A 13,016-nucleotide genomic window follows, 5' to 3' on the forward strand; every position below is an offset into this window, starting at 1 on the left:
GCTAGGCCACCTCGGTTGGCGTGCTGGGCACCGGGCTGGGCGCCATGGCCTGGCGCATCTGCTCGCAGCCCCACAGCACCCGCTCCGGGGTGGCCGGGGCGTCGATGGCCGGTTGCAGGCGGTAGTCGGCCAGGCTGGCCACGGCGTCCTTGAGCGCGCACCAGGCGGCGATGCCCAGCATAAAGGGCGGCTCGCCTACGGCTTTGGAGTGGAACACGGTGTCTTCCGGGTTTTTGCGGTTCTCTACCAGCTTGATGCGCAGGTCCAGCGGCATGTCGGCCACGGCCGGGATCTTGTAGCTGGCCGGGCCGCTGGTGAGCAGCTTGCCTTTGCTGTCCCACACCAGTTCCTCGGTGGTCAGCCACCCCAGGCCTTGGATAAACCCGCCTTCCACCTGGCCGATGTCGATGGCCGGGTTTAGCGAGGCGCCGACGTCGTGCAGGATGTCCGCGCGCAGGGTTTTGTATTCGCCGGTGAGGGTGTCGACGATCACCTCCACGCAGGCCGCGCCGTAGGCGAAGTAATAGAAGGGGCGGCCGCGGGCCTGGGTGCGGTCGTAGTAAATCTTTGGCGTTTTGTAGTAGCCGGTGCTGGACAGCGACACCTGGCCGACATAGGCCTGTTGCACCAGCCCGGCAAAGCTGACGAAGGTGTCGCGCACGCGCACGTGACCATTGCGAAACTCTACGTCTTCTTCGCTGACTTGGTAGTAGCGTGCGGCGAACTCCACCAGGCGCTGCTTGAGGGTCAGTGCGGCATTCTGCGCGGCCTTACCATTGAGGTCGGCGCCACTGGAAGCGGCCGTGGGCGAGGTGTTGGGGACTTTGTCGGTGTTGGTGGCGGTGATCTGTATGCGCTCGATATCCACTTGGAACACCTCGGCCACCACCTGCGCCACTTTGACGTTGAGGCCCTGGCCCATCTCGGTGCCGCCATGGTTCAAGTGGATACTGCCGTCGGTGTAGATATGGATCAGCGCGCCGGCCTGGTTGAGAAAGCTGGCGGTGAAGGAAATACCGAACTTGACCGGAGTCAGCGCCAGGCCCTTCTTGAGGATAGGGCTGTGTGCGTTGAATCGCCGAATGGACTCACGGCGCCCAGCGTAATCGCTGCTGGCCTCCAATTCGGCGGTCATTTCTTCCAGCAGGTTGTGTTCCACGGTCTGGTAGTAATGGGTGACGTTGCGCTCGGTCTTGCCGTAATAGTTGGCCTTGCGCACCGCCAGCGGGTCCAGGCCCAAATGGCGGGCGATGCGGTCCATCACTTCTTCGATGGCGACCATGCCCTGGGGGCCGCCGAAACCCCGGTAGGCGGTGTTGGAGGCGGTGTGGGTCTTGCACCGGTGGCCGTTGATGGTGGCATCGCCCAGGTAGTAGGCGTTGTCGGCATGGAACATGGCGCGGTCGACGATCGACGCCGACAGGTCGGGGGAGTAGCCACAGTTAGCCGCCAGGTCCAGGGCAATGCCGTGCAGGCGGCCGTTGGCGTCGAAGCCGACGTCGTATTCGATATAAAACGGGTGGCGCTTGCCGGTCATCAGCATGTCTTCCACCCTCGGCAGGCGCATTTTAGTCGGCTGGCCGGTGAGGTGCGCGATCACCGCGCACAGGCAGGCCGGGCTGGCGGCCTGGGTTTCCTTACCGCCAAAGCCGCCGCCCATGCGGCGCATGTCCACCACCACTTTGTTCATCGACAGGTTCAGCACTTCGGCGACCAGTTTTTGTATCTCAGTGGGGTTTTGCGTGGAGCAATACACCAGCATGCCGCCGTCTTCGGTGGGCATTACCGACGACACCTGGGTCTCCAGGTAGAAATGCTCCTGGCCACCGATGTGCAGCTGGCCTTGCAGGCGCTGCGGGGCACTGGCCAGGGCCGTGGCTGAGTCGCCACGCTGGTGGGTGTGGCTGTCGAGTACAAAATGCTTGGCGCGCAGGGCTTGCACCACGTCCAGCACGGGGTCCAGGTCTTCGTATTCGATCACGGCGGCCAGGGCGGCTTGGCGCGCCGTGGCCAGGTCGGCTGCGGCCACGGCCAGCACCGGTTGGCCGACGAACTCCACCAAGTCGATGGCCAGCAACGGGTCGCCCGGCAGCAGCGGGCCGATGTCTTTCAGGCCGGGGATGTCTTGGTGGGTAATGGCGATGCGCACGCCGGGAAATTGGTAGCAGGGGCCGGTGTCGATGCTGAGGATGCGTGCATGGGCGCGGTCGGACAGGCGCGCATAGACATGCAACTGGTTGGGAAACTCCAGGCGGTCGTCGATATACACCGCCTCGCCCGAGACATGCTTATCGGCGCTGTCGTGCTTGACGCTGCGGCCGACCCCGCTGGTCAGGCCCTGGGCGAATAACTCGGCCAGCTCGGCCTGAGTACGTGGTGTCGCAAGGATATTAGACATAGGCGCTCACCCGGGTTTGCACGTGGGGCGTTTGCAGCTCGATAAAGTATTTGCGCAGCAGGTTCTGCGCCGTGAGCAGGCGGTAGGCCTTGCTGGCGCGAAAGTCCGACAGCGGGGTGAAATCCGCCGCCAGGGCAGCGCAAGCGCGCTCGATGCTGGCCTGCGCCCAGGGCTGACCGAGCAGTGCGGCCTCGCAGGCCTTGGCGCGCTTGGGGGTGGCGGCCATGCCGCCGAAGGCGATACGGGCGTCGCGTACAATGCCCTGTTCGATGTGCAGATTGAAGGCCGCGCACACGGCGGAAATGTCGTCGTCCAGGCGCTTGGACACCTTGTAGGCGCGAAAGGCCCGGGCTGGGTCCGCCCGGGGCACGATGACTTTCTCGATAAACTCGCCCGGCTGGCGCACGGTGATGCGGTAGTCGATGAAATAGTCTTGCAGGGCCACGGTGCGGGTGTTTGCGCCCTGGCGCAGGCGCACCTGGGCGCCCAAGGCGATCAGCAGCGGTGGCGAGTCGCCGATGGGCGATGCATTGCCGATATTGCCGCCCAGGGTGCCCTGGTTGCGGATTTGCAGCGAGGCAAAGCGCTGCAGCAGGGCGCCGAAGTCGGGGTATTCGGCGTTCAGCGCGCTGTAGCAGTCGGTGAGCGGGGTGGCCGCGCCGATCTCCACGCGGTCGGCAAACACTTCGATGCCGTTGAGCTCGGCGACATTGCCCAGGTAAATCATCAAGGGCAATTCGCGGTGCTGCTGGGTGACTTCCAGGGCCAGGTCAGTGCCGCCCGCCAGCAGCCGCGCCTCGGGGTGGGCGCTGTACAGCTCGGCCAGCTCGGCCAGGTGGGTGGGCACCAGGCAGCGCTTGTGGCCGTCGTTCAATTCGGCGCTGGCACTGGTGGCAAGCGCCTGCAAGCGCGCGATGGTCTGCGCCTGGGCCGCGTCGAACTGGTCAGCCGGGCGCTGCGGCGCGCACGCTTGTTCGGCGGCGGCCAGGATCGGCCGGTAGCCCGTGCAGCGGCACAGGTTGCCCGCCAGGGCTTCATGGGCCTGCCCGGCATCAGCCTGGCAGGTGTTTTTTTGCAGGGCAAACAGCGACATGACAAAACCCGGCGTGCAGAAACCGCACTGCGAGCCGTGGCAGTCGACCATGGCCTGCTGCACGCTGTGCAGTTGGCCCTGGTGCTTGAGGTCTTCGACACTGAGCAGTTGCTTGCCCTGCAGGGCGCTGACGAAGGTCAGGCACGCATTCAGGCTGCGATAGCGCAGGGCGCCCTCGTGTAATTCGCCGACCACTACGGTGCACGCCCCGCAATCGCCGCTGGCGCAGCCTTCCTTGGTACCCGGCTTGCCCGCGTGGTTGCGCAGGTAGTCCAGCACCGTGAGGTTGGGGTCCAGGTTGTGCTCATGGCGCAACGTCTGGTTCAAAAGAAACTGAATCACGGTAAGGCCTCGCGACACATATTTTAATAGGCGGCAGTGGGGTTGAATTTAGACAGCTGGGGCGGGGCGGTCAAATTTTTCTTGACCCCGCAGTCAGAAAGATCCCATTAGCGGGCGGTGATTGGCTCGGGGTTTACTGAAAAGATCGCAAGATCAGCGCTTGGGCCCTATTCGGCGGGGGTATCGCACGGCGGTTTTGCGCTACACTGCGGCGCTTTCATCGTTGACAGATTCCCGAAGGACCACCATGACGTTCAAGGCGCCGGACAGTCTCTCCGAGCAGATCGCCCATTACCTTGCCGACCGCATCATCCGCGGCGAACTCGCGCCCGGTGAGCGTATACAGGAGCAAAAGGTTACCCAGGCGTTGAACGTCAGCCGCGGCTCGGTGCGTGAAGCGTTGCTGATCCTCGAACGCCGCCATTTGATCACCATCTTGCCGCGCCGTGGCGCCCAGGTCACCGAGCTGACCCCGCACAAGGTGTTCAGCCTTTGCGCGTTGATGAGCGAAATGTACATCTTGCTCGGCCATGCGGTGGCCCAGGGGTGGCAGACCCTGGCCGACCTCGCGCCGTTCGTCGAGATCCAGCAGCGCTTGCAGGCCAGTTATCAGCGCCAGGACACCAAGGCTTTTGTCGATGAAAGTTTTAACGTGATGCGCGCCGCGTATCCGTTCGCCAATAACCCGTACCTGCAGGAAACCGTCGACAACTTGCAGCCGGCCATGAGCCGTGCCTACTACCTGGCCTTGGACCAGCGGCAGGCGTCCATGGATGAATACCTGGTGTTTTTCGACCGCTTGCTCGACGCGGTCATGGCCCGTGACACCGGCCAAGTGCGCGAGGTGCTCAGCGCCTACTGTCGACGCAGTTCGGAGCTGGTGCTCGCCGCTCTGGCGGCGCGTTAAGCATGCGCCTCAAATGCATTCGCCTGGCCGGGTTCAAGTCTTTCGTCGACCCCACCACGGTTAACTTCCCCAGCAATATGGCGGCCGTGGTCGGCCCCAATGGCTGTGGCAAGTCCAATATCATCGATGCGGTGCGTTGGGTGATGGGCGAAAGCTCGGCAAAGAACCTGCGTGGCGAATCGATGACCGACGTCATCTTCAACGGCTCCACCAGCCGCAAGCCGGTCAGCCAGGCCAGCATCGAGTTGGTGTTCGACAATTCCGACAGCACCCTGCTGGGGGAGTACGCGGCCTACGCGGAAATTTCCATTCGGCGCAAAGTCACCCGGGAAAGCCAGAACACCTATTACCTCAATGGCACTAAGTGTCGACGCCGGGACATCACCGATATTTTCCTCGGCACCGGCCTGGGGCCGCGTAGTTACTCGATCATCGAGCAGGGCATGATCAGCAAGCTGATCGAAGCGCGGCCCGAAGACCTGCGCAATTTTATCGAAGAAGCCGCCGGTATCTCCAAGTACAAGGAGCGCCGCCGCGAAACCGAAAACCGCATTCGCCGCACCCACGAGAACCTCGAGCGCCTGACCGACCTGCGTGAAGAGCTGGAGCGCCAGTTGGAGCGCCTGCACCGTCAGGCCCAGGCGGCCGAGAAGTACCAGGAATACAAAGCCGAGGAGCGCCAGCTCAAGGCGCAATTGGCGGCCCTGCGTTGGCAAGCCCTGAACGAGCAAGTGGCCCAGCGCGAGGCGGTGATCGGCGACCAGGAAGTGGCCTTCGAAGCTCTGGTGGCCGAGCAGCGCAACGCCGACGCCAGCATCGAGCGCTTGCGCGACGGCCACCATGACCTGTCCGAGCGTTTCAACCTGGTGCAAGGGCGCTTTTACTCGGTGGGCGGGGACATCGCCCGGGTCGAGCAGAGCATTCAGCACGGCCAGCAGCGCCTGCGCCAGTTGCAGGATGACCTCAAAGAAGCCGAACGCGCGCGCCTGGAAACCGAATCCCACCTGGGCCACGACACCACCTTGCTCGCGACCCTGGGCGAAGAGCTGGCCATGCTCGAGCCCGAGCAGGCTCTCACCAGCGCCGCCGCTGAAGAAGCCGCCGCGGCGCTGGAAGAGGCCGAAACCACCCAGCATGCCTGGCAAGAACAGTGGGACGCCTTTACCGCGCGGGCGGCCGAGCCGCTGCGCCTGGCCGAGGTGCAGCAGGCGCGTATCGCCCAGTTGGAGCAGTCCATGGAGCGCCTTGCCGAACGCCAACGGCGCTTGGGCGAAGAACACGCCCTGCTGGCGTCGGGCCCGGAAGACGCGGCGATTCTCGACCTTAGCGAACAATTGGCTAGCAGCGAGCTGCAGTTGGAAGAACTCAGCTATGCAGAACAGCAGCAGGTCGAGCAGTTGGAGCAATTGCGCACAGCCTTGCAGCAGGCCAACCAGGACCAGCAACAAGCCCAGGGCGAACTGCAACGCCTGAACGGGCGGCTGGCCTCGCTGGAGGCCTTGCAACAGGCCGCGCTGGACCCCGGCACCGGCACTAGCGAATGGCTCCGCGAGCAGCGACTCGAAGGCCGCCCACGCCTGGCCGAAGGCCTGCAGGTAGAGCCCGGTTGGGAGTTGGCCGTCGAAACGGTGCTGGGCGCCGACCTGCAGGCGGTGTTGGTCGATGATTTCGCCGGGCTGGACCTGGCCACGTTCAGCCAGGGTGACCTGCGCCTGCTCAGCGCCGGCCATGCCGGGCTGAGCCAGGCGGGCAGCCTGCTCGACAAAGTCGACAGCCCGGTGGATTTATCGCCCTGGCTGGGCCAGGTGAAACCGGTCGCCGACCTCGACAGCGCCCTGGCCCTGCGCAGCCAACTGCAGCCAGGTGAAAGCCTGGTCAGCCAGGACGGCTACTGGGTCGGCCGGCATTTTCTTAGGGTCAGCCGGGCCAGCGACGCCCACAGTGGGGTATTGGCCCGCGCCCAGGAATTGCAGGCCCTGGAGCTGGAACTGGCCAGCCGCGAAAGCGCCCTGGCTAGCCTGGAAGAACAGTTGCAGGCGTTGCGCGAACGCCAGGATGACGCCGAGCAGCAACGCGAGGCGCTGCGCCGCCGGCTGCAAGAAGAAGCCCGTCAGCAAGGCGAACTGAAAGCCCAATTGTCGGCCGCCAAAGCCAAGGTCGAACAACTCACCCTGCGCCGCAGCCGCCTGACCGAAGAGCTGGCCGAACTCGCCGAGCAACGCGCCCTGGAGCATGAAGAACTGGGCGAGTCGCGCCTGCACCTGCAAGATGCCCTCGACGCCATGGCCAACGACACCCAGCAGCGCGAGGCGCTGATCAGCGAACGCGAGGGCCTGCGTAGCGGCCTGGAACGCTTGCGCCAGGACGCCCGCCAGCATCAGGAGCGTGCCCATCAACTGGCAGTGCGCTTGGGCTCCCTGCGCGCCCAGCACGATTCCACCCAGCAGGCCCTGGAGCGCCTGGCGTTGCAGTCCGAACGCCTGAATGAAAAGCGCGAACAATTGAGCCTGGGCCTGGAAGAGGGCGAAGCGCCCCTCGAAGAGCTGCGCTTGAAGCTTGAAGAGCTGCTCGAACGGCGCATGAGCGTCGATGAAGAAATGCGTGCCGCGCGTATCCACCTGGAAGATGCCGACCGCGAGCTGCGCGACGTGGAAAAACGCCGCACCCAGGCCGAGCAACAGGCCCAACTGCTGCGCGGCCAGCGCGAGCAGCATCGTATGGAATGGCAGGCCTTGAGCGTGCGCCGTACCGCCCTGCAAGAGCAACTGCGCGAAGACGGCTATGACCTGCAGGGTGTGCTGGCCACCCTGGACGCCCTGGCCAACGAGAAAGAGGCCGAAGAAGAGTTGCAGCGCATCGACGCCCGGGTTCAGCGCCTGGGCGCGATCAACCTGGCTGCCATCGACGAGTACCGCCAGCAATCGGAGCGCAAAAACTACCTCGACGCGCAAAACGCCGACCTGGTCGAAGCCCTGGATACCCTGGAAAATGTCATCCGCAAGATCGACAAGGAGACCCGGCAGCGCTTCAAAGACACCTTCGATCAGATAAATGCGGGTATTCAGGCCCTTTTTCCAAAAGTTTTTGGCGGTGGCAGCGCCTATTTGGAACTGACAGGCGAAGATTTACTCGATACAGGGGTCACAATTATGGCGCGGCCCCCTGGCAAGAAGAACAGCACCATCCATTTGCTGTCCGGTGGTGAAAAAGCATTGACCGCCCTGGCGCTGGTCTTTGCCATCTTCAAGCTGAACCCGGCGCCGTTTTGTATGCTCGACGAGGTGGATGCGCCGCTGGATGACGCTAACGTAGGGCGTTACGCACGGCTGGTGAAGGAGATGTCGCAGACTGTGCAGTTCATCTACATCACCCACAACAAGATCGCCATGGAAATGGCAGATCAACTGATGGGGGTGACCATGCACGAGCCCGGTTGCTCGCGCCTGGTGGCGGTGGACGTCGAGGAAGCCATGGCCTTGGTCGACGCCTGACGAACAGGCAATAAACGCGGGGATTACGACAGACGGTGTAAAGTTTTCGTAGGGCGTGCTAGCTTAATGTAACTATTTCGTATGCGTGGGTAAAACGCCTGTCAGAACATAGAGTTGGCGCCACGTTTTAAAGGGGTTTAAACCCTTTATTTTTCAGCATTTTTTATAGAGGCACAGGATTAAATGGAAGTCGGTCTGCGCGAGTGGCTGATCCTCATCGGCATCATTGTCATTGCCGGTATTATTTTCGATGGCTTCCGCCGCATGCGCGGTGGCAAGGGCAAGCTCAAGTTTCGCCTTGATCGCAGTTTCTCCAACGTGCCCGACGACGACGCCGGCAGCACCGAAGTGCTCGGCCCGCCGCGGGTATTGGATGACCAGCATAAAGAGCCGCAGCTCGACGAGCAGGACCTGCCGTCCATGAGCGCGCCCGCCCGCGAAGCCCAGCCCAAGCGCGGCAAGCGCGAGCCAGGGCAGGGCGATATGAACTTCAAGCTGGACCTCGGCGAGCCCAGCTTTTCCAGCCGCGACAACGACTTCCCCGACGAAGACAAAGCGCCGAGCTTCAGCAGCAGCCCCGATAAAGATCTGCCGCCAGTCGAAGAAGTGCTGGTGATTAGCGTGATTTCCCGCAGCGAAACCGGCTTCAAAGGCCCGGCTTTGTTGCAGAATATTTTGGAAAGCGGCCTGCGTTTCGGCGAGATGGACATTTTCCATCGTCACGAAAGCATGGCCGGCAACGGTGAGGTGCTGTTCTCCATGGCCAACGCGGTCAAACCGGGCATTTTCGACCTGGACGACATCGACCACTTCAGTACCCGTGCTGTCAGCTTCTTCCTTGGCCTGCCCGGCCCGCGCCATCCCAAGCAGGCGTTTGACGTGATGGTCGCCGCCGCGCGTAAGTTGGCCCACGAGCTGGACGGCGAACTGAAAGACGACCAACGCAGCGTTCTCACCGCGCAGACCATCGAACACTACCGCCAGCGCATCGTCGAGTTCGAGCGCCGGGCGATGACCCACCGGCGTTAAGCGTCGTCCTTGTATTAATGAACAACAAAGGGCAGCTGCGGCTGCTCTTTTGCTTTTTATAGAGAACCCGCCCCATGAACGCCCAACAACGCATTCTCGAACTGCGTGCCGAACTCGACCTGCACAACTACCGTTACCACGTACTCGACGAGCCGAGCATTCCCGACGTCGAATACGACCGGCTGTTTCACGAACTTAAGGCCCTGGAAAGCGAGCACCCAGAGCTGGTCACCGCCGACTCGCCGACCCAGCGTGTGGGCAATGTCGCTTTGACGGCGTTCAGCCAAGTGCGCCACGAAATCCCCATGCTCAGCCTGGGCAATGCCTTCGAAGATGACGAACTGCGCGAATTCGACCGCCGCGTCACCGACGGCCTCGACCTGCCCAGCGGCGACCTGTTCGCCGCCGCAGCCGTGGAATACAGCTGCGAGCCCAAGCTCGACGGCCTGGCCGTCAGCCTGTTGTACCAAGACGGCGCCCTGGTGCGCGGCGCTACCCGCGGCGACGGCACCACCGGCGAAGACATCAGCGTCAACGTGCGCACCATCCGCAATGTGCCGCTGAAGCTGCAGGGCACAGGCTGGCCCGCGGTGCTGGAAGTGCGCGGTGAGGTGTACATGTCCAAGGCCGGCTTCGAGCGCCTCAACGCGGCGCAACTGGAAGTGGGCGGCAAAACCTTCGCCAACCCGCGTAACGCCGCTGCCGGCAGCTTGCGCCAGCTCGACTCGAAGATCACCGCCAGTCGCCCCTTGGAATTCTGCTGCTACGGCATCGGCCAGGTGTCCCACGACATCGCCAGCACCCACATCGGTAACCTGGAGCAGCTGAAAAAGTGGGGTATGCCCATCAGCCGCGAGCTGAAAGTGGCCAAGAACATTGAGCAATGCCTGGAATACTACCGCGACATCGGCGCGCGCCGAGCAGCCTTGCCCTATGAAATCGACGGCGTGGTGTTCAAGGTCAACAGCCTCGGTGCGCAGCGCGAACTGGGTTTTCGCGCCCGTGAGCCGCGCTGGGCCATCGCCCACAAATTCCCGGCCATGGAAGAGCTCACTGAGCTGCTCGACGTCGAGTTTCAAGTGGGCCGCACCGGCGCGGTGACCCCAGTGGCGCGCCTCAAACCGGTGAAAGTCGCGGGCGTGACCGTGGCCAACGCCACCTTGCACAACATGGACGAAGTGGCCCGGCTGGGCTTGATGATCGGCGATACGGTGGTTATCCGCCGCGCCGGTGATGTGATTCCGCAGGTCATGCAGGTGGTGCTCGAGCGCCGCCCCGCCGAGGCCCGCGCGGTACAGATTCCAGACGCTTGCCCGGTGTGCGGTTCCCAGGTGGAGCGCACGCAACTGGTCAAACGCAGCAAGGGCAAAGAGACCGTCAGCGAAGGCGCGGTGTACCGCTGCGTCGGCCGCCTGGCCTGCGGGGCCCAGTTGAAGCAGGCGATCATCCACTTCGTTTCGCGGCGCGCCATGGACATCGACGGCCTCGGCGAAAAAAGCGTCGAGCAACTGGTGGACGAGGGCCTAGTGGCCTCGCCTGCGGACCTCTATACCCTCGACTACGAGGCCGTGGTGGCCCTGGAAGGCTTCGCTGAGCTGTCGAGCAAGAACCTGCTGGCGGCTATCGATAACAGCAAGCGCCCCAGCCTGGCGCGGTTTATCTATGCCCTGGGCATCCCCGACGTAGGGGAAGAAACCGCCAAGGTGCTGGCGCGCGCGCTGGGCTCATTGCAGCGGGTCGGCGAAGCCTTGCCGCCGGTGCTGACCTACCTGCCTGACGTCGGCATGGAAGTGGCCTACGAAATACACCGATTCTTCGAGGACGAACACAACCGTACTGTGATCGCCCAGTTGCTCGAGCGCGGCCTGCAGTTGCAAGACGAAGGCGAGGTGCACCCCGAGTACGCCGCCAGCACCAGCCTGGCGGGGATGATCGCCAAGTTGGACATCCCCTTCGTCGGCCCCACGGGCGCGCAAAAACTGGTGGCCAAGCTCGACAGCCTGGAAAAGATCATCAGTGCCGACGGTATCGACCTGCGCCAGGCCTTGGCGGCCAGACAGGCTGATGCGGTGCGCGAGTATTTCCTGGTCCCTGAAAACGCGGCCCAGGCCCGCGCCGTAGAGGCGCAGTTACTGGCCTTCGGTATGCACTGGACCAGCAGCAAACGGGTGGTCGAAGGCCTGCCGTTGACCGGCCAGACCTGGGTACTGACCGGCTCGCTGGAGCAAATGAGCCGTGACGTGGCCAAGGAAAAGCTGGAAAGCTTTGGCGCCAAGGTCGCTGGGTCCGTGTCGGCCAAGACCCATTGCGTGGTCGCCGGGCCAGGTGCCGGCTCCAAACTGGCCAAGGCCAACGAGCTAGGGCTCAAAGTGTTGGACGAAGACCAGTTCCTCAGCTTCCTTCAGACCCTTTGAGCCCCGTGCGGGGGGGCGTGCTCCCCGCTATCTGACCCTTCATCTCACCACCCAGCACGCCGATGAAACCTTTTTCACACGGCCAGGCTCTAGTCTTCAGGCCGCCCTGGAGATCACCATGTATCAGTATTTCGAACAAATCAGCACCCGTATCGCAGCACCCTTCACCAAACCTGAAAACCGCCACAGCAAGGTTTGGGAATGCCAGTGTGGGCAGTCGATCTTCTTCCGTAACACCCAATGCCTGGCGTGCAATGCCGGCCTGGGTTACTGGCCTGAAGGCAACCTGTTGTCCGCCCTGGTCGCCGGCCCAGAAGTGGATACTTGGTCCCTAAGTGCTCGGCCCGACGCCGGAACATTCCGCCGCTGCGCCAACCTGCAAACCCCAGCCGCGTGCAATTGGCTGGTGCCCCATAGCGCCGGTGAAGGCGCGCTGTGCCTGGCCTGCAACCTGAACCGCACCATCCCTGACCTGAGCGTCGCGGAAAACCCCGAGCGCTGGTGCAAGGTGGAGACCGCCAAGCGGCGCCTGGTGGCCCAGTTGGTCAACCTCGGCTTGCCGGTGGTGTCGAAGAAGCAGGACGAGGCCACCGGCCTTGCTTTTGACTTTATCGGCATCGACCTGGAGGGCAACCTGCCCACCACCGGCCACGCCGAGGGCTTGATCACCCTGGACATCAAGGAAGCCGACGACGCCCATCGGGAAAAAGTTCGCGTACAAATGCGCGAACCGTACCGCACCTTGCTCGGCCATTTCCGTCATGAAGTGGGCCATTACTACTGGGACCGGCTGATCGCCGACACCCATTGGCAAGATGACTTCCGCCGCCTGTTTGGTGACGAAACCTACAGCTACGCCGACGCCCTGGAGCGCCACTACCAAGAGGGCGCCCCGGCCGACTGGCAGCAAGGCTACGTCAGCGCCTACGCCACCATGCACCCCTGGGAAGACTGGGCCGAAACCTGGGCCCACTACCTGCACATGATGGACGCAGTCGACACGGCGCTGGGCTTTGGCATGAGTGCACGGGAAATGGACCTCGACTACCTGCCATTCCCCCTCGAGACGCTCTACAACCCGCAACACCCCAGCGGCCCGGCGTTCCTTTCGTTCGTCAACGCCTGGATCGAGCTGGCCGGGATGCTCAACGAGCTGTCACGCGCCATGGGCCAGCCGGACTTTTACCCGTTCGTGTTGCCACCGGCGGTCATCGCCAAGCTGCACTTCATTCACCTGGTGATCCAGGAGAAGGGTGGCCGGGCTGACGAGGTGTTGCAGGCTTAAGGCGTTCGCCTACCTGGGCGTTTAGCTAGGTAGGCAACTCTAGCGTAGGACGTTTCA

Annotated in this window: 7 protein-coding genes; 5 read left to right on the plus strand and 2 right to left on the minus strand. The window is 63.3% G+C overall.

Features of this window, described 5'->3' with window-relative positions:
• Position 1: 1 nt before the first annotated feature.
• Both xdhB and xdhA read right to left on the minus strand, forming a co-directional pair.
• Positions 2–2,398 (minus strand): xanthine dehydrogenase molybdopterin binding subunit, encoded by a 2,397-nt coding sequence (gene xdhB, locus QCL65_RS09570; RefSeq protein ID WP_407315973.1) that lies wholly within the window; start codon positions 2,396–2,398, stop codon positions 2–4.
• Positions 2,391–3,833: a xanthine dehydrogenase small subunit gene (gene xdhA, locus QCL65_RS09575; protein ID WP_407315974.1), complete on the minus strand. Its 1,443-nt coding sequence runs from the start codon at positions 3,831–3,833 to the stop codon at positions 2,391–2,393. Before xdhA ends, xdhB begins: the two co-directional genes overlap by 8 nt.
• A 247-nt stretch (positions 3,834–4,080) precedes the next feature.
• Between xdhA and QCL65_RS09580 the strand changes: the two genes are divergently transcribed.
• The 5 genes from QCL65_RS09580 (at position 4,081) to QCL65_RS09600 (ending at position 12,959) form a co-directional block, all read left to right on the plus strand.
• Positions 4,081–4,740, plus strand: coding sequence for a GntR family transcriptional regulator (locus tag QCL65_RS09580; RefSeq protein WP_407315975.1), 660 nt, complete (start codon positions 4,081–4,083; stop codon positions 4,738–4,740).
• Positions 4,741–4,742: 2 nt separating this feature from the next.
• On the plus strand, positions 4,743–8,231 hold the full coding sequence (smc, locus tag QCL65_RS09585) for a chromosome segregation protein SMC (RefSeq protein WP_407315976.1): 3,489 nt from the start codon (positions 4,743–4,745) through the stop codon (positions 8,229–8,231).
• A 183-nt stretch (positions 8,232–8,414) separates the two neighbouring features.
• Positions 8,415–9,260, plus strand: coding sequence for a cell division protein ZipA (gene zipA / locus QCL65_RS09590; protein ID WP_407315977.1), 846 nt, complete (start codon positions 8,415–8,417; stop codon positions 9,258–9,260).
• 74 nt (positions 9,261–9,334) lie between these two features.
• Positions 9,335–11,674, plus strand: a complete 2,340-nt coding sequence (gene ligA, locus QCL65_RS09595) for an NAD-dependent DNA ligase LigA (protein ID WP_407315978.1) — start codon at positions 9,335–9,337, stop codon at positions 11,672–11,674.
• A gap of 118 nt (positions 11,675–11,792) precedes the next feature.
• On the plus strand, positions 11,793–12,959 hold the full coding sequence (locus QCL65_RS09600; RefSeq protein ID WP_407315979.1) for a putative zinc-binding metallopeptidase: 1,167 nt from the start codon (positions 11,793–11,795) through the stop codon (positions 12,957–12,959).
• Positions 12,960–13,016 lie beyond the last annotated feature (57 nt).

The sequence above is a fragment of the Pseudomonas sp. nanlin1 genome (assembly GCF_045571515.1).
Taxonomy (GTDB): Bacteria; Pseudomonadota; Gammaproteobacteria; order Pseudomonadales; family Pseudomonadaceae; genus Aquipseudomonas.